Genomic DNA, 16,858 nt, shown 5'->3' with positions numbered 1-16,858 from the left:
GGGTGGTGAACCTGATCCCATTTCTGTCGATTGCACATGGGATACAGTCCACCCACGGATGATGTTTCACGGCGCGAGGAGGGAACCCATGGCGCGCATGTGGATTGTGGTTGGGGATGTCACCAGTAGCGGTGGTACGGTCGTGACCGGTTCGCCGTTCACGGATATCGACGGAAAGAGCGTAGCGCGGGTTGGCGATACGGCCACCTGTCCGAAACACAAGGGCCCATTCCCCATCGTCGATGGGGACGCGACGATGATCATCGACGGCCAGCCGGTGGCCTTGCATGGCAGTTCGCTCGCCTGTGGCTGCAAGGTACTGGCCGTGCAGCAAGGTCATGTCTTTATCGACACCCATGAGCGCGAACATGCGAAGGTTCGTCGAGGTAGGTGACAGCGCTACGTCCAATGTTGCCAACACTCGGCGCGCTGAGATTTCTGTTGACCCGTATGTTGGCGAGAACGGCTATGTGCAGAATGCGGGATTCGTCCACCAGCCAATCGCAGCGCTGGAAAGGGGAAGCATCACCGGTCCGGTAGCGGTTGTCCTGCATCGAACGGTGTCGACCACGGCGAGCAGCGCTCTTAACTCCTTTTCAGGCGGAATCGGCACCCATTTCCTGATCGACAAGGATGGAACGACCTACCAGACGGCAAGCCTGCACGAATACACTGCCCATGTAGGTCCGATCAAATCCAGGTGCCTGGCCGAGGGCACTTGCGAGGCCGAAGAGGCCAAGCGGCTGCGCCGAATGGGGCCACGCGATGGTCACAACCACGAGAAAGTAAAGCCCTATCCTGACCGCTACCCAAAGAACGAGGACAGCGTCGGTATCGAAGTCGTTGCGATGTACCACGAAAGCACGGAGTCGTGGGACGCTCCCACGCCAGAGCAAACGAGTTCCATTAGTACCTTGATTGGCTTGTTGAAGCGGTTCTACGGCTTTGGAGACAAAGATGTCTATGCCCACGACACCATATCCAGAAAGACTTCGGGCGAAGGCCAGGGTCTGTATGCTGGCGACGATGGCGCTCCTCAGCTCCGCATGCCATGGCAGCGGGGCACACATCCATGATTTCCAGATCACGGAAGTGGCCGGCGTCGAAATCGAGCCGAAATCTTCTGCGCCGGAATATGCCGCGCAATGCAAGGACTGGGATCTGGACGCGGAGTCTGCTGCTACTTTTTTCTTGATGAGTACACGAATCACGCCTCGTGAGTACCATCATGACTTCGACACGGCGCCATGCAGAGTGGGTGGTGTGGTTCGATATGACGGCATGGATTGGCGCTTCCAGATCAACGGCGCGGCGAAGGGTATGTGGACACACGACGCAGAGACCATCTACTTCGGGTGCACGCAGGAAGCATGTTCCTCGCTCGTCATGTGGGAGCATGTGCCAATCGACTCGGTTGATTGATCCGGGGTTGCGTGGGCGCCGGTAGACCGGCCGCCCATGTGCAGAGTAGATGCATCCCAAGCGTCCGCGCAGCGCCTACACTGGGGATCCGGCGCCCGGGGGCGGCCTGCCGCCACCGCTGGACGGCGGACCCCGTCGGCGATGCCGATGTCTACGAACACGACCTCATTTCCTACAAGACTGCGGGCGAGGGTGCTGGCCTGTGGACCGGTTTTTGGAACGAATGACATGGCTTTTCGCCGTCGTAGTTGCGCCTGTATCACCACGCCCGCGCTGCTCACTTCGATATTGATGACGGCTGCCTGCGCTGGGCTGCCTGCCGACTATCCGGGCTACAGTTCCTTGCGAGTCGTAGACGTGGCGCCTGCCGAATACCATGGCGCGGCCGGGCATCCGCTTGAGGAGGCCTGCCGGACATGGAGGTTGTCAGCTTCACAGGTGCAAGCTTTCTTCCACTTGGCTGACGCCTACGAAGACAGGCCCTACGAACGCTTCTACCTGGTGGGCTGCAGCATCAGCGGCCACTTGCAAGCCGATGGACGCGACTGGCGCTTCGCGATCAATGGCGGGGGAATCGCTACTTGGGAGAATGACGGCACAATCCGCCACTTCGGCTGCTCGGCCAAGGAGTGCGAGCCATTGCTGCTGCTGCCGACCGATGGGATGGAGCCCGACTGAGATGGGCCTCGCACCGTGGGCCGCCGGTACCCCGGTCAGGGCCGAAAAACCGGCTCGGGTTCTGAGGTTTCCCCACATTTCTCACAGCCTATCTTCCCCTTCTTCAAAGGGGGAAGCAGCTAAGCCGTTGAATCGATTGCAGGAAAACAGGGGAAACCTCAGGGTCGGGTTCACTTATCGGACGGCCTCGCCTGGCCACGGGAAGGGCGCGCGGTCGCGCAGAAGCAAAGTCGCGGGTGACGTGATCGATCGAGCCGGTGCGCTTTCGGCGAGTCTCAAGGGCTCAGTTGGCAGGCCGCCCATCTGGCCTGATCGGCTACGGGACCGGAAGGGATCTCGTGCACCTGCCGCCCTTCAGGGCCTTCCGTCAGGCAGAACGCGCCAAGGTAGGAGCGGTTGCTCCAGTTCGGTCCGTCCTGGATGTAGGCATTGATGAAGGCCGAGTAGCGCGTGCCGGGCTGGACTGGCTCGGCTTCGACAAGCGTTTCGGCGCCTTTGGGGCGGGCGCCATACGGGAGGCACTGCTCCGGGTCCAGCATGACGGGCGGCAACCGGCCGGCAAGTGACCAGACCTCGCGGATCACGTTCTCCGATGCGTCGAGCTCGGACACCACCATGGCGCCGAGCTTGATGGGGTGACGGCGCGCCTCGCGCGTATCGGCGACGCCGAAGCAGGGTAGCCCGCTCTGATCCTGAATCGGCATGTCCAGCATTCGTTGCCTGGCTTCGCACCCGCCCGCGATCATGGGCAGTGCACACCCGAGAATGAGGCTGGCTCGTTTCACCTGGCCGGCGCCGTTCATCTGGTCAGCCTGCAGCCGCCGCCAGCTTGAAGATCGATGGCAGCGAGCTGTTTCCTGGTCCCGGATGCCGGCCAGAACGCGCCAAGGCCTGTCCTCTTCTCCAGCATGTAGACATCGAACGAAGCCGTGACGAGCTCGTCGACATCGCTCTGGTCGGCAAAGAACCGCCCCAGTAGCTCCAGGTGATGGCGATGGAACGCGTCCACACCGGGGAAGAAGAACGACGGCCGCAGACGGTTGTTGAACGCATGGCATGCGGACTTGTCCGGGGTTCCTTCCCGCATCGAGAAACGCGTGCTGACCGGTTCGATGATTTCGCATTCGATCGAGGCCGTCCTGACGGAAAGGCAATACAGGGCGAACCCTTCGCTGTCAGGCAGCGTGAAGAAGATGTTCCCGGTGGACTGGCAGGGCGGGACACCGCTTCGGGAACGTGCCGCCTTCGCCTCACGCGCAACCTGCAGCAGATTGATGGGTTGGCCCCTGCGTTCGTAATGCAGAACCAACTGGTGGAAGCAGGCCATCAGGAACACGTCGCCGGAGGCGGCGATGGCGCCGTATTTCCAGGGGTAGACCTTGCGGTAGTTGCGGAGCACGACGTCCGGCGCTCCCTGGTTTGACACCCGCGACAGCACTGCGCAATGATCGCCAGCAAGGATCAGATGGTCTTGCGCGTCGGAGGCGATGATCAGCGTCATTGCTGGTGAAGCTCCATGGACAACGCGCCGAAGATAAGGGAACTATCGCATGCCCGGCAACTTCATCGTCAAGGCGAGCCAGCAGCCGTTTCTGGCGGGTGAGAACAAGGCCGCTGGAGTTCCGGGCCTGCCGGACACCCGGGCCAAACTGTTCGACGAAGGCTTTGTGCTGAAGGACAAGGCGACCGGCGATCCGCTGCCTAACGTGCCTTATCGCATCCTGCTCAAGGACGGCAGCTACCTGGATGGCGTCACCGACGAACTCGGACGTACCTATGTCGTGGGTACAGCGGAAATCGAAGCGCTGGCTCTGGAAGTGAAGGAGCGCTGAGCCATGGCCACCGCACCCGTCAGAGCCCTGTATCGTCGAATCGCGGACTCCGTCACCTCGCCCAGAGCCAATACGACGCGCCGCGAAGTGCTGCTTGAAAGACCGGAAGACGTATTGCATGTGGACGCTGTCGAGTTCGCGCCGGAAATCCTCGATGAGGATGGCGAGGTAGTCAATGGTTCGACCGAGCCACAGGCGATTCCGCACAAGCACCCAATGGTCAAGATCGAGCCCGCGACCAATCGCATCGCGCATCGCGAGGTGAAGATCCGGGTCTGGAGCGAGGGTCGTCCCGACGGCCACCATGCAGGAAAGACGGTGAGGTGGTCGATGATCCCCATGTTCGTGCGCCCAGTCGAGGACGGTGAGGAGGCGGGGGATCCCCATTTCCGGGGAGACTGGGCACAGGCGGCGGCCGGACATCGCGACCGATTCGAGGCGCCGGCAGAGTTTACAGCCGTGGGGTTCACCCGCATCGACCAGGAACAGGCCTCCACTACGGTGGACGACACAGGCCATACTGCCGTTCGTGTCAATCTGCCGCCCATTGCCTTCAACGCCGCGCGCCTCAGCGTACAACTCGAGGGCGAGGATGCCGCGGTGGATCTGATCGATCTGGAAGTGCCAGGAATCATCGTGATCGATCCGGGGCATGGGGGTGAGAGTGATCGACCGAGTTCGACCGCCAACAACGCCACGTCGCACACCAGTGGAATTCTGGAGAAAGATCTTGCGCTTGACTTCGGTCTCCGGACCAGAGTTGCCCTTCGCGCGTTGCGTGTCGGCGAGGATCAGAACCTACGGATTTACTTGACTCGCGACGATGATACGAATGTCTCCGGAGCGGGGCGTGCGAACGTCGGACGCGACGTGGGTGCAGATGTCCTGCTAAGTATCCATTTCAACGGATTCAACGGGATCGCAAGAGGGACGGAAACGCTGGTAAGGCGACGCAGCGACAACGTGAACTACGACGTAGACATCGCTCTGGCGCAGCGGGTGAATGATGCGGTATACAGCGCCATACTTGCTCGTGATGAGGGCGCGATCGACCGCGGAATCAAGGAGCGTCAGCTCGCCGCATTGAGCGACGGGGAGCTTGGGAACACCGAAGCGCACCACCCCTTGCGCTCCGCGCTACTCGAGGTTGAGTTCATCGACAATGAGGCAGTGGACGAACTGCTCAGCATCAATGAAGGCTACGAGCAGGTAAGACAGGGAATTGCCGACGCAATCGCGAATGCCTTGGTCGATGACCTGAGGAGGAACCCGTGACGATGCTTGGGATCATCGAGACATGGTGGCTGGATCGGGCTTTGCCTGTGATGGCCACGAGTGTCCTGGTTTTGTTGTCGGGCTGCGCTTCCGGGGCCGATGCGCTTGCGCATGTGTCCACAGGGGTTGGGCGCGCATCCGACTCTCCGTTATCTGAAAAAGCAGAGCCGAAATCGTATCGTTACCGATTGACTTCCGCCTCCAATGACGAAGAGATAACTCGGGGCGCGTCGACGCCAGCACCCTTGGTGCTCCGCGGCCGCGGAACGGCTGGGAAGATAGTGGATCGTCAGGGTGAGATCGTCTTGGATGCGGCCAAGAGCGGGTCTATTTATGGGCTTGATCTGAGCCCAGGTCGCGACAAGGCCCTTGTTTATTTCGGAGATGCAAATTACACGGTCATTGATACCGAAACACTTGAAGAGGAGGCAGATCCACCGGCCAGGCCGCCCGTTTACCAGGACGCCACCGGGTTCAGTTGGTGGTTCCTCGACGATGGTCGCTTGATAGGGCAAGCAGACCTTCCGTCAACAGATACGGCAGGGAAGACCGCCGCTGATATCGAATCGCTGCTCCCTCGGGGCACATTGATCTATGTCTACGTTCTCGAGAGCGGCGCGCTGGTGCCTGTGGTGATCGACGACACTCTGCCGCATATCTTTTCCATCTTCGATGTTTATGATGGAAACATCACGCTGTTGACCTACGATGATGAGCGGATAGGTGCAACGATCGTTCGAGCTTCGGAGCGTTGATCAAAGAGCGGATCGTCGCGAGTTGTTGCCGTATCCGCACTCGATCGAGGATTCGGCGTCAACGGACATGCCGGTCGGATGCGGCTTCCGGCCGCTGATCGCTGGACCACCTGTTTGTCGATCAGGACGGCGTAGCCACGTTGATGGAGGTAAAGCGCAAGTCCGATACGCCGTTGAGGCGGGAGGTGGCCAGGCAGATGCTCGACTATGTGGCCGCCGCTACTCGCGCGCGCGCGCCACCGCTTCCTGCGCCATCGTCACGGCGGTCTCCAGCGCCGCCTCGGCCGGCACGGCGACGTCCGGTTTCACGCCAACCGTCTGCCAGTTGGCGTTGGTGAGCGGGTTGACCGAGCGCTCGGTCTCCAGCCACAGCATCAGGCCGCGGCCGACGCTGCGGTACTCGAACGGGTTGGCGCCGCCGCCCGATGCCTCGCCGACGACGGTCACGCGGCCAAGCGCCTGCAGGTCGTAGGTGAACGCTTCGGCCGCGGAAAAGGTGCGCGGCGAGGTGAGCACGTAGACCGGCTTGTCCGCTCCGTAGCGCGGACCGGGCACATAGGGGTGGGTGTGCTGTCGGGTCGTCTCGCCGGTCTTGCGCGCGTAGATCCCGCTCAGGGGGTGCTGGCCGCCGTCGAACAGGTAGGAGCTGAGCAGGTTGGCCATCTCGCCGTGCCCGCCGCCGTTGGCGCGCAGGTCGATCACCAGGGCGTCGGTGTGCGCCAGGAACCGCATCGCGGCCACCGCGGTGTCGCCACCCATGTCGACCGGGGCGAACACGCTCAGCTCGAGCAGGCCGATGTTGTCGTCCAGCCGCTCGGCCTTGCGGAACCCGAAATTCAGCTGCGGCCCGTAGTAGCGTTCGCGCTCGCGGCGGTCGAAGTCGGCATCCGCGTCCGCGTCCTCGCCGGCCGCGACGGGTGTTCGGTCGACCTCGACGTACAGATGTCCCGGCCCGGAGAGGCCGCGGATGGTGGCGGTCAGCGCGGCGGCCAGGGCCTCGTCGGAGGGTGCCGCGTAGGTACCGGCCGCCAGCTCCCGGCGCAGCGCGCCGGCGATGGTGCGGCCCAGGTCGGGGTCGACGTATTCGTCCTCGATCAGTTGTGCCACCCGTTCGACGATGGCGGTATTGCCCCCGCGTACCCGGGCGTCGGCGACGATCGACGCGCCCAGCAGGGCGGCCATGATCAGGAAGCGATGCAGTGCCATTTACTTGTTTCCTTGCCTGGACAGGGCCTGGCGGATCCGGTCTTCGAAGGGGCGCTGCTCCAGCGCGGCGATGGCGGCGCCGGCGACATCGGCGAGCGAGGCGCCGATGTCCTCGTCCAGCGTGGCGGCGGCCCGTGCGGTGGCGTGCCAGTGCCGGGTCAGCAGCGGCAGCGCCTGGAGCAGGGCCGGGGACATCGAGATCCGCTTCGAACGTGCATCGGCGCCGGGCTCGGTGCGCACCCAGCCGGCCCGCTTCATCTGCGCCACGGTCTGGCTGAGCGCGGAGTGGCTGAGCCCGGCCGCGTCGGCCAGGGCGCGGATGGTCAGCGGCCCGTGGGCCTGGAGCGCGCGCACGACCGGGGTGTAGCGCGGGCGGTAGCCGGGCAGCCCGGCGGCGGTGTAGCTGTGCTCGACGCCGCCGTCGAGCAGCTGCAGCAGATGGCGCAGGCGGGTGCCCAGGGTGGCGTTCATGGAGCCTCAACAGCGCTTATGTATAAGCACTGTTACAAATTGCCCGGCGCGGGTCAAGAGGCGCCTCGATGTGGCCATGCACGCGACGGCCGGCATGGCCGCCAGCTCCGGGTATTGCATTGCAGCTGGCGCTTGCTGCATATGCCCGGCCCTTCTATACCGAACGCCGGTCTACCAGTTCCCTAGTTGATCTCTATCAAAGTAATGGCGGCATGTGGTTGTCCCATACCGCTCGCGAACTGGAAATGGGCGATCATTGCCTTGGCCGTGGCAACTGAGCCTGTAAAGGCATGGGGAGTGAACGCTGATGACAGAAATATCCGTTCCTGGCGGTGGAATGCGGTTCTGCTCCGAGGGCGGAGCCGAACACGATCTCAAAATCGTTTCGGCCCGCCTGGGGCTTGAGACAGTGGTTCCTTATCGCGGCGACACGCTCGGACTCAACCTTGAGATTCAAGCCGAGCCTTTGCCAGACGGTGAAAAGGGGCCACGCTTTTACACGAACGAGATGGACCTGCCGCCATCGGCCTTTGCATCTCGTGACGTGGCGATGCTGGACGGCTTCCACATTTCGCACGATTACGACGAGACCGGCGACGATAGTTGTCCAGTCCTGCTTTACGTCGCCGAGACGGCTTCCCACGACAATGTAGACCGCCTCGACCTCAGCCTGAACCACCTTGGAGACGGTCGTTACAGGGTGCGCGCCGCAGGCGAAACGGAGTTTTCCGCAACCTTTGAGATCGACACGGTCGTCACCTTGGAACTCGTGGTTCTGAAGCACGACTACGGCCGCATCGAGCCTGAAGTTGAAGCGGCGCTGGACAAGTTCGTTGATCGCAGCGCCGTCGATGTCGATTGGACTCTGGAGTTTACAGATCCGGACCGCTACCGGCTTGATGCGCGCTTTCGACATGTGTGAGTGAGCAGCAACTATGCGATCCGCCGACGGAGAACAGGGCCCGGATTCGGCGCCAACGGACATGCTCGGTTGCCGTCGTAGGCGAACTGAACCCGACCCTGAGGTTTCCCCGCATTTCTCGCAGCCTATCTTCCCCCTTTGAAAAAGGGCGATTGAGGGGGATTTGCTGTTGCTGTTGCTTGGTCGGGCACCGGGCAAATCCCCCCAACCCCCCTTTTTCAAAGGGGGGAAGCAGCCAAGCCGTTGAATCGATTGCCGGAAAACAGGGGAAACCTCAGAACCTGACCCCGTTAGTTCCGGTTCCGCTCCCTGGCGTTGCCTTGCGTACGGCTGATGAAGTCGAGCATCAGCGACGCGGCGGTGGCCGCATGCGTTTCCAGCAGCAGATGGCCCGCGTCCAGGATGTGGGCTTCCATCCTCGGCAGCGCGCGCATCCAGGACAGCACCTCGTCGAGTTCGAAATAGATGTCGTGCCTGCCCCAGACCATCAGGGCGGGGGGCTGCCAGCGCTCGAGGTACCCGGCGATGGCGTCGAAGCGGGCGGCGTAGTTGCCGTAGTCCGCGATCAGCGCCCGCTGCGTCTCCAGGTGGCCCGGCAGGTTCATCACCCGCCAATCCTCTTCCCAGTGTTCGGCGGGGATCCGCCCGGCCACGTCCGACGGCACGCCGGAAACGTACGTGTCGCGCGTGCCCGCGAGCGTCAGGTGCGCGGTCACCTCCGCCTCGTTTTTCTCGTTCGGCTGCGACCAGTACTCCCGCGTCGCGGCCCATCCCGGTCCCCACCCCGATCGATGCGCGTTGGCGTTCTGGACGATGAGGCCCAGCACGCGCTCGGGCGCCTGCATCGCGATGTGCAGGCCCACCGGCGCGCCCCAGTCGTGCAGGTAGATGAAGCGCGGCCCGACCTCGAGCCGGTCCAGCAGTTCGGTGATCGCCTGGCCGATGGCGGGAAAGGTGACTGCCGGCAGCGCGTCGGACTCGCCGTGGCCGGGCAGGTCGGGCGCGATGACGTACGCGGCCTGCGCCAGCGCAGGCGCGAACTCCCGGAACATGCGCGACGAGTTGGGAGTTCCGTGCAACAGCAGCACCGCGGGGCTCGACGCATCGCCCGCGCTGAAGAAGGACAGCTCGGTGCCGCCTGACAGGCGGAGTCGTTCCATTTCTGCTCTCCGGTCGGGTCGTGACGCACAGAATTGGCGCCGCGGCGTTATCGAGGAGTGAGAGCACGGCGATACCATCCGGCGCGTGGGGGAGCAAACAATGAAGGCTCCCGCGGAGGCACCGGGGCAGCAGGCCCCGGAAAAGGCCTGCTTGCGTATTCCGCTTCGCTCGCGCGGTCTCAGCCCTGTGCCGGTGTCCAGCCTTCGGCCGGGATGGTGTTCACCATCCACGGCACGCCGAACCGGTCGACCAGGGCGCCGTAGCCGGGCGACCAGAAGGTTTCCGCGAAGGGCATCACCTGCCGGCCGCCCTCGGAGAGCCGCTCGAACCAGCGCCGGGCCTCTTCGATGTCCCCGGTGTGCAGGGTGACGTCGAAGCCGTTCTTGGGCTTGTCGATGTTGGGCGCCCATTCGACGTCCATGTCGGCCCCCATCAGCGCCTGGTCGCCGGCTTCGAGCCAGCAGTGCATCAGCCAGGTCTTCTTCTTCTCGTCGGTGACGGGCATCCCCGGCGCGCCGTCGCCGTACGGGATCGCGGCGGTGATCCTGCCGCCCAGGATCCGGGCGTAGAACTCGAACGCTTCCCGGCATTGCCCCTGGAAGCTCAGACTGGTCACGATCTTCATTACGGCCCCTCGTGGTCGCGCTGGCGGAATCAAATGTCTACTTCACTGCCCGTTAGCGGTACGTTAGCAGGGCGCTGGCGGGCCTTCCGCAGGCTGCCTGGGCTGCCCGGAACCTTGCCGCGCCGAGCCACCCATCCAGCTGTTTCGCAAACGCCTGCCGGCACCGCGCACTGAAACGCGGCGGCCCGGTCTGCGCGCCCGCGCTGCGCAGCTCTTCCATGAAGGATCGCCCGCAGGGCAGGGTGCCGGCCCCGGCTTCGGTGTCCAGGCGCGCCGCCTGTCGCAGGCCGGTTCTGCGGTCCAGCGCTTCCGTTGGGGACCGGGGCAGCCCGGCCCGGCTAGACTCCGCCCATGGCCTTCAACGTCCGCCAGATCTTTGCCGCACTCAACCGCTCGGGTCGACTACGTGGTCGTGGGCGGGCTGGCGGTCATCCTGCACGGTTATCTGCGCGCCACCGCGGATCTCGACCTTGCGATCGGCCTGTCTCCGGACAACGCCGGGCGTGGCATGCGCGCGCTCGCTTCGATCGGCCTGCAGCCGCGGCTGCCGGTGGCCATGGATGACTTCGCGGATGAGGACAGGCGCCTGGACTGGCTGCGCAACCGCAACATGGCAGATCCTGGCCGCCGAGCAGGAGGGCGGCTCGTGAACCCTTCTCCTTCGTCCTCGCTGGAATTCGGTTTCAAGGACGCCGAGCGCGCGCAGCTCATGGACTGGGTGCGGCTGAGCGCGGGCGCGAAGATCGACTTCTTCGAGGAGATGGTGGAGTTGGCGTACCGCAGTGGCGCGCTCGCGCCGGAGCGGCTGACGCTGCGCGACAGGCCGGCCCCGCAACCTTCGCCGGACGGCCGGTAGCGGTCGATCTGTGCGGCGCCTCGGGGCTTCGGCAAACGGGGTCAGGTTCACTTGACGGATGCATCGCGTGGCAGGAAGGAAGTGAACCTGACCCCGTTAGTTAGTGCTCGCCGCTTGCTCCTTGGCCGCGACCCCTCGGCGGAAGATTGCGTAGCTCGTTAGGATGACAATGGTCTGCAGGACCGCCAGCGGCATCAGGAAGATATGGCTGGCGGTCCAGAGGAGACATAGAGCCGTGCAGACGGCGAGCGCTCTCTTTCCGAATCGGCTAGCGATGTAATGCAGGACCACGAAGAGGATCTGATACAGCAGGACAGGGATCGTGAGGATCATCGCGCCGCGACTCCGGACTCGTTGATGTGGAAGAGGTCGCTGCTGCCGCACTGTTCGCATTCGCGGTAGAAACGCTCTTTCTCCTTGCGTAGCCGGGGCTTGTGTCCCGGCTTGCAGCTGAACCGTATAGCCGTGTTCGTTCCACAGCCGCCGCACTGGAAGTAGTAGCCGTACCGTCCGTACTGGATTGCGCCCGATGTCCCGCGGCACTCCTTGCACTCCGGCCCGGGAGGCTGTGCGGGCGACGTTGAAATGGACATCGCACCCAGGGTTGGCTCAATTCTCCGCGTCCGTTTGGCGGCTGCTCCTCGGGGGATTCCGGCCGCTTCTGGAGCAGGTTCGGCTACAGGCGGTGCCGCACCAGGGCCGGGACGGTGCAAGGCCACGAGCTGGCGGGCCACGAATTCCACCGTTTCGCCCGAGACGATCTTTGCGGCGGTCCGCACGATCCCGATCAGCGCATTCCCGTTGTCAAAGTCACGCCAGATCGCCTTCTTGAGCTGGTCCGCCTTGACGACCCGGGACGTATCGAACTTCCGCGGACGATCAATGCGGGCATCCGGGCCGACCAGAACGAAGGATTGGAACGCAGGCGGGATCCGCACGCCCAGGCGCGTGGGAAGTTCGACCCCGGTCATGACGTCCTTGAGCACCTGGATGTGGCGCTCGTTCTGCTCCAGAGGCGAGGCCATGCCTTCAAAAGTCCGCCGGAAGTTGTTCCAGCGCAGGAATTCGCCCTCCTCGGTGATCTTGATGCCGGCATGGAAGTGCTTCGTTTCCAGCACATACACGTCCATCCAGCGGTTGATCAGCAAGTGGTCGATCTGCGCGACCCGGTCGCCGTGCTCCAGCCGCAGATCATGGATCACGGCCCAGTTGGGCGAGCGCGCGTAGTCGAAGTTGATCAGATAGGCCGAGTCCTTCTCGCCCCTGACGCCCGCCTTGCGGCGGCGTAGCTCATCGGCTGCTTGTTTCGCTTCCGGCCCCATTCCCGCTGCGAGTCGTTCGAGCGCCTGCAACTGCGCAGTTCGATCGTCCGCATCCTTGATCAGCATAATCCACCCCCTTCCCTTGGAGGGAAGAATACCCGCTAAATGGGAGTAGCTGCAGCCACTCACATCGACGCTCGCCGAGGAGGGGCGGACCGGTTGTCTTCGGTGAAGCGCTCGCCGCGAGAATTGACGGGTTCCGCGCCCTTGGCCGCCACGCAGGCGGCGAGCGGCCCGGGCCGCCAGGCTGTTACGGGACCTTTCGTCCGTGCCAGGCCTCAGCCCTCAAGCAGTCGGTGCCGCCGGTGCCAGTCTTCCAGCGACTCCTTGGGAAATCCTTCCAGGCGCACGTCCGACGGACCGTTAGGCACCTGCACCCAGTTGGCAGCGGAAACGCACCTTGCCGCAGTGGCAGGAACCTTCGAGTCGCATGGCACACCACCCTCTCTGGGAACGAGGCGGCGCAGGCGCGAAGCGGATGTCAGCGTCCTGGGAGAGCGGGGTCGGGTTCACTTATCGGATGGTCTCGCTTGGCGACAGGGAGGGTGCGCGTTCGCGTCGAAGCAAACCGCGGGTCTTCGCTTCCACATGGGCTGAAGGCATCGCCGAGGGGCGCTGTTGCGGTAGGTAGACGCGGGTCGTCGCGAGTTGTTGTCGTCTCCGCACTTGGTCGAGGATTCGACGCCAACGGACATGCTCGATCGCCGTCGTAGGAGAACTGAACCTGACTCCGCTAATTGGTTAGTTGTCGTCGTATCCGAGGGCGTTGGATCGATAGCTGTTCCAGGGGTAGGCGCCCGGGGCGACCGCCATGCCGGCGCGGACTGTGACGACACCCTGGTGCCTTGTGAAGAGGCTAAGAGAGCCTTCAGTTGTCAGAGCGCCCAAACTCGCACCATTCATTGGTCAGGTCATCGAACATGAGACATAGCCGGTCGCGGGTCTGATTGAGAGTGAAGTTCACGGCACCGGATAGGCGAATATTGCCAACTCCACTAATTACGGTCACGTCATGGTTGCTGTTCGCAGTGCCAACTATGATGCGTTGCCCGCCCACCCCCGCGCCGATGTTCGTGAGATTGTCTGTCGTCGCTGCATCCTCGGTCTTGATTCGAAGAAAGTCGGCGTCTAGTGGCGGGGATGGAATCGAGTTGCTAATGATGGTTAGCGTTGGGCCGATGCGCGGACGGTCTTGGTAATAGAATAAGTTTCCATCCGTGTCAGACTCCTGTTTGTGATCCGAAGAGGTGGCCGGATATGATCCAGTTTTGCATGAGACACGGCAGGAATTTCTAGTCGCAGACCCTTGAGCGCGGAAGAATGGCGCTACTATCCCTGCGGTGTCAATGAACATGGGAATTTCGATTACGTTGTCGGAACTGTTTCCGGTGAGCCGGACCGCATGGCTACTAGCAGATACGTTCTTGATCGTGGCGGTGATTGTGTTGAAATAGCATTCATTCATCGATATTGCGCGCAGCCCTTGTGCAATCCCATCACGCCCACTTTGATCTAGCAATAGATGACCAAATACGTTGTTCTCGGCGTAGCCAAGGAGCATGGATTGAGTACAATTGAGAACGCGTACGTTACTGACAATACTATTCGTCACGGCCGTGTGATTGATCTCCTGTCCCATGGCGATACCGGCAGCCGCGCCTTCTGCCGTTCCGCCGATGATGAAGTTGCGATCCGACACATTCTTTAGTTGGAGCGCGTAGCAAGGACTCCCGACCTTACCAACACGAAGCGCATTGCAGTTGATCATCCCGGACATCCGAACGGTAGAGAGCGCAATTCCGTTATTTGCCACGTCCATGCCATCCGTGTCGCAACTCATAAGTACTACGCGTTCTCGAAGGACGTTGTCGTTAGGTGTGATGTGTATGATGCCGGTGTTTCGGTAATTGTATACGCCCACTCGCTCCAAAAAAAAGTCGCTGCACTTGTTCATTGACAAGCCGTGCGACGCATTTTCAGGAATTGTGTCAAAGGAGCCATCTATCGAGAAATCGCCGATATACATGTGCGAGCAGCCTGAAAACGAAACTGGAATTGAGAAATCTCCGTTTCGCTTTAGGATGGTTACTCCCTTGCCGGCACCGTAGAGGCAGAAGCCATTTTCAGGGTTCACGATTAGCAGTGGTGACGATAAATGCAGTATGCCTGGTGGCATATACACGGGATGGCCTGATGATGCGGCTTCATCGATCGCACTTTGAAGAGCGGGTTGCCAGTCAGTGACAGTTGCTTGGTCTGGTACGTAGTCGGTGACGTAAATAGATTCGTCGAGCCGGCTCTTTACTGAGCGCTTCACTGCATCGGTGCTGGCTTGTATGAAACTTACAAGGCTAGCGTCATTCGTATAGTTGCAAGGAGTTTTGGTTTTATTTTGCATACGTTTACTTGAGTGCTGGTTGTATGTTGCTCAAAACTTAGCATCTAGCGCGACATAAAAACGGGGTCAGGTTCACTTTTATAGTGAGGTGTGCCGGGGTGCGGGCGGCAGGCCCGGTCGGTGCGCGAGGCGGACGGCGGCGAAGCGCCGCGACTTGGTTTCCACCATGGCCTTGAAGTCATCCCTGCCCAGCGACTGTGGCTGCTGCAGGTAGGCGCGGATCTCGACCTCAATGCATGGAACGGCGGTAACAAGATCCGGGGTATGACTTCTACAACATCGGTGGGATGTACAGCAATGCAGGAAATTCCACTGCTGCGTTGCGCCTGACAGAGCCTCTGATGTCGCTCTTCATGCCATCTATTTGGCCCATCATTCCAGTTCCAATGTCATCGAGCGCAACAGGTCCGTGAACGCAAACGGCGATCCGATCCGGATTCGTGACGCGTCGGACTTCAACAAGATCCTCGACAACCGCTTCTTCGATACAGGTGCGGGTGCGTACTACTCAGATTGGTACTGCATCCATGATCGATCTGACTGTACGAAGTCGACTCCGGAGTGCCCGTCCATCGGAAATGAGTTTCGATATAACGAGCTCAACGGTGACTACTACGGCGGGATCAGCGTGTTTCGGCTGTATGGACCAGACGATGCTTGCGGTGTCTCGGGCGGGGCCGCAGCCTTCTCCTCCAGTCGAACCTTGCCCTCCACCTGATTCAGGAACCTTTTGTCCTTGAAACTGGTTGACTTTCCTGGTGAGGTGTCTTGGAGTGCGGGCGGCCGGCGCTGTCGGTGTGCGAGGCGGACGGCGGTGAAGCGTCGCGCCTTGTCTCCACCACGGCCTTGAAGTCGTCCCAGCGCCCGTTGCTGCTGCAGGTAGGCGCGGATCTCAGCCATGCCCCGGGGGACGCTTCGTCTAGGGAAGCGTGCCGGCGGCTACGCAGGGAAAGTGAATCCGCCCCGTTTCGGTTACGACATCACCGGTGCGGAAGGCGCGGGACCGTCCGGCAGGGGAGTGAACTCGGCATCGTCGGCGTCGGGCAGCTTCATGCGGCCCGCCTTCCAGTCCGCCGCGGCCTGCGCAAGCCGGTCCTTCGACGAAGACACGAAGTTCCAGTAGAGGAAGCGCTCGCCCACCGGTTCTCCGCCGAGCACCATCACCGCCGAATGCTCGACGGCCCGCAGCCGTGACGCGTCCTTGCCGAGGACCAGCATCCTGCCGGCGCCGTGGGTGACGCCGTCCAGCTCCACCGCCCCGGTCGCGACGTACACGGCGCGCTCGGGATGGCCGGCAGGAATTTCCGCCGTCGCGCCCGGCTCCATGTCGAGATGCGCGTAGAACTGAGGCGAATGCGTCGCGGCGGCCGCGGTGAGGCCGTAGGCGCTGCCGGCGATGAGTTGTCCGTGCACCCCACCGTCGCTCCACTGCGGCAGGTCGTCGCCGGCATGGTGCGAGAAGCTGGGATCGGCTTCTTCGTATTCGGTCGGCAGCGCAACCCAGGCCTGGATACCGTGCAGATGATCGCCCTGCGCCCGCGCGCGCTCGAACCGCTCGCTGTGGGTGATGCCACGGCCGGCGGTCATCCAGTTGACTTCCCGCGGGCGGATCGCCTGCGCATACCCCAGGCTGTCGCGATGCATGATCTCGCCGGCGAACAGATAGGTGACGGTCGACAGGCCGATATGCGGGTGCGGCCGCACGTCGATGCTGCGGTCCACGCCGGGCGGCAGGTCGAGCGGCCCGATGTGGTCGAAGAAGACGTAGGGGCCGACCATGCGGCGCTTGGCGAAGGGCAGTACGCGGCCCACGTCCATTCCGCCGCCCAGGCTGCGGCGGCGTTGTTCGATGACCAGTTCAATCATGTCGTGTCTCCCGTGTGGCGTCCGCCATCGACGATCCCGGAATTCTCGGAAGCCGACGCCTGGGCGCGC

At 62.5% G+C, this 16,858-nt stretch carries 21 protein-coding genes; 11 read left to right on the top strand and 10 right to left on the bottom strand.

What is annotated here, in order from left to right; all coding sequences use genetic code 11:
* The first annotated feature begins 88 nt into the window (after positions 1-88).
* The 4 genes from U3649_RS15220 to U3649_RS15205 all read left to right on the top strand — a co-directional run bounded on the left by U3649_RS15220 (position 89) and on the right by U3649_RS15205 (position 2,100).
* Positions 89-394 carry a PAAR domain-containing protein gene (locus tag U3649_RS15220; RefSeq protein ID WP_407352150.1) on the top strand — a complete coding sequence of 102 codons (306 nt, stop codon included), beginning with the start codon at positions 89-91 and terminating at the stop codon, positions 392-394.
* Positions 369-1,076: an N-acetylmuramoyl-L-alanine amidase gene (locus U3649_RS15215; protein WP_407352149.1), complete on the top strand. Its 708-nt coding sequence runs from the start codon at positions 369-371 to the stop codon at positions 1,074-1,076. Before U3649_RS15220 ends, U3649_RS15215 begins: the two co-directional genes overlap by 26 nt.
* Positions 1,027-1,422, top strand: coding sequence for a hypothetical protein (locus U3649_RS15210; RefSeq protein ID WP_407352148.1), 396 nt, complete (start codon positions 1,027-1,029; stop codon positions 1,420-1,422). The genes U3649_RS15215 and U3649_RS15210 overlap by 50 nt, the downstream gene beginning before the upstream one ends.
* A 228-nt stretch (positions 1,423-1,650) precedes the next feature.
* Positions 1,651-2,100 (top strand): hypothetical protein, encoded by a 450-nt coding sequence (locus tag U3649_RS15205; protein ID WP_407352147.1) that lies wholly within the window; start codon positions 1,651-1,653, stop codon positions 2,098-2,100.
* A gap of 275 nt (positions 2,101-2,375) precedes the next feature.
* Here U3649_RS15205 and U3649_RS15200 read toward each other — a convergent pair whose 3' ends face one another.
* Positions 2,376-2,903, bottom strand: a complete 528-nt coding sequence (locus U3649_RS15200) for a hypothetical protein (protein ID WP_407352146.1) — start codon at positions 2,901-2,903, stop codon at positions 2,376-2,378.
* Positions 2,900-3,601: a hypothetical protein gene (locus U3649_RS15195; RefSeq protein WP_407352145.1), complete on the bottom strand. Its 702-nt coding sequence runs from the start codon at positions 3,599-3,601 to the stop codon at positions 2,900-2,902. The genes U3649_RS15200 and U3649_RS15195 overlap by 4 nt, the downstream gene beginning before the upstream one ends.
* A 49-nt stretch (positions 3,602-3,650) precedes the next feature.
* Here U3649_RS15195 and U3649_RS15190 point away from each other — a divergent pair, with 49 nt between their 5' ends.
* Genes U3649_RS15190 through U3649_RS15180 form a run of 3 tightly spaced genes read left to right on the top strand, consistent with a single transcriptional unit; the run spans position 3,651 to position 5,962 of the window.
* Positions 3,651-3,932 carry a hypothetical protein gene (locus tag U3649_RS15190; RefSeq protein ID WP_407352144.1) on the top strand — a complete coding sequence of 94 codons (282 nt, stop codon included), beginning with the start codon at positions 3,651-3,653 and terminating at the stop codon, positions 3,930-3,932.
* Between the two features lie 3 nt (positions 3,933-3,935).
* Positions 3,936-5,207 (top strand): N-acetylmuramoyl-L-alanine amidase, encoded by a 1,272-nt coding sequence (locus U3649_RS15185; RefSeq protein ID WP_407352143.1) that lies wholly within the window; start codon positions 3,936-3,938, stop codon positions 5,205-5,207.
* A gap of 2 nt (positions 5,208-5,209) precedes the next feature.
* Positions 5,210-5,962: a hypothetical protein gene (locus U3649_RS15180; RefSeq protein ID WP_407352142.1), complete on the top strand. Its 753-nt coding sequence runs from the start codon at positions 5,210-5,212 to the stop codon at positions 5,960-5,962.
* A 219-nt stretch (positions 5,963-6,181) separates the two neighbouring features.
* On the opposite strand, the gene U3649_RS15175 is transcribed toward U3649_RS15180, so the two are convergent.
* Both U3649_RS15175 and U3649_RS15170 read right to left on the bottom strand, forming a co-directional pair.
* Positions 6,182-7,168 (bottom strand): S41 family peptidase, encoded by a 987-nt coding sequence (locus tag U3649_RS15175; RefSeq protein ID WP_407352141.1) that lies wholly within the window; start codon positions 7,166-7,168, stop codon positions 6,182-6,184.
* Positions 7,169-7,639 (bottom strand): MarR family winged helix-turn-helix transcriptional regulator, encoded by a 471-nt coding sequence (locus U3649_RS15170; RefSeq protein ID WP_407352140.1) that lies wholly within the window; start codon positions 7,637-7,639, stop codon positions 7,169-7,171.
* Positions 7,640-7,946: 307 nt separating this feature from the next.
* On the opposite strand from U3649_RS15170, the gene U3649_RS15165 reads away from it, so the two are divergent.
* Positions 7,947-8,561, top strand: a complete 615-nt coding sequence (locus U3649_RS15165) for a hypothetical protein (protein WP_407352139.1) — start codon at positions 7,947-7,949, stop codon at positions 8,559-8,561.
* A 290-nt stretch (positions 8,562-8,851) separates the two neighbouring features.
* Here U3649_RS15165 and U3649_RS15160 read toward each other — a convergent pair whose 3' ends face one another.
* Together U3649_RS15160 and U3649_RS15155 are read right to left on the bottom strand one after the other, a co-directional pair.
* Entirely contained in the window at positions 8,852-9,721 is an 870-nt protein-coding gene (locus U3649_RS15160; protein ID WP_407352138.1) for an alpha/beta fold hydrolase, read from the bottom strand.
* A gap of 179 nt (positions 9,722-9,900) precedes the next feature.
* The gene (locus U3649_RS15155) at positions 9,901-10,347 is read right to left on the bottom strand and encodes a VOC family protein (protein WP_407352137.1); all 447 of its coding nucleotides are present in this window, start codon (positions 10,345-10,347) and stop codon (positions 9,901-9,903) included.
* 412 nt (positions 10,348-10,759) lie between these two features.
* Here U3649_RS15155 and U3649_RS15150 point away from each other — a divergent pair, with 412 nt between their 5' ends.
* The gene (locus tag U3649_RS15150; protein ID WP_407352136.1) at positions 10,760-11,203 is read left to right on the top strand and encodes a hypothetical protein; all 444 of its coding nucleotides are present in this window, start codon (positions 10,760-10,762) and stop codon (positions 11,201-11,203) included.
* A 96-nt stretch (positions 11,204-11,299) separates the two neighbouring features.
* On the opposite strand, the gene U3649_RS15145 is transcribed toward U3649_RS15150, so the two are convergent.
* The 3 genes from U3649_RS15145 to U3649_RS15135 form a co-directional block, all read right to left on the bottom strand.
* Positions 11,300-11,536: a hypothetical protein gene (locus U3649_RS15145; RefSeq protein WP_407352135.1), complete on the bottom strand. Its 237-nt coding sequence runs from the start codon at positions 11,534-11,536 to the stop codon at positions 11,300-11,302.
* Positions 11,533-12,591: a nuclease-related domain-containing protein gene (locus U3649_RS15140; protein ID WP_407352134.1), complete on the bottom strand. Its 1,059-nt coding sequence runs from the start codon at positions 12,589-12,591 to the stop codon at positions 11,533-11,535. Before U3649_RS15140 ends, U3649_RS15145 begins: the two co-directional genes overlap by 4 nt.
* Before the next feature lie 802 nt (positions 12,592-13,393).
* A complete protein-coding gene (locus U3649_RS15135; RefSeq protein ID WP_407352133.1) occupies positions 13,394-14,923 on the bottom strand; it encodes a glycosyl hydrolase family 28-related protein in 1,530 nt (509 codons plus the stop codon).
* 120 nt (positions 14,924-15,043) lie between these two features.
* Between U3649_RS15135 and U3649_RS15130 the strand changes: the two genes are divergently transcribed.
* Positions 15,044-15,253 carry a hypothetical protein gene (locus U3649_RS15130; RefSeq protein WP_407352132.1) on the top strand — a complete coding sequence of 70 codons (210 nt, stop codon included), beginning with the start codon at positions 15,044-15,046 and terminating at the stop codon, positions 15,251-15,253.
* Positions 15,254-15,332: 79 nt separating this feature from the next.
* Entirely contained in the window at positions 15,333-15,641 is a 309-nt protein-coding gene (locus U3649_RS15125; RefSeq protein WP_407352131.1) for a hypothetical protein, read from the top strand.
* A gap of 254 nt (positions 15,642-15,895) precedes the next feature.
* Here U3649_RS15125 and U3649_RS15120 read toward each other — a convergent pair whose 3' ends face one another.
* Positions 15,896-16,789 (bottom strand): pirin family protein, encoded by an 894-nt coding sequence (locus U3649_RS15120; RefSeq protein ID WP_407352130.1) that lies wholly within the window; start codon positions 16,787-16,789, stop codon positions 15,896-15,898.
* Positions 16,790-16,858 lie beyond the last annotated feature (69 nt).

The organism is Luteimonas sp. R10, from assembly GCF_045689605.1.
Lineage (GTDB): Bacteria > Pseudomonadota > Gammaproteobacteria > Xanthomonadales > Xanthomonadaceae > Luteimonas.
The sequence above is the reverse complement of the archived record's forward strand: the minus strand, read 5'-3'. Positions and strand labels throughout refer to the sequence as shown.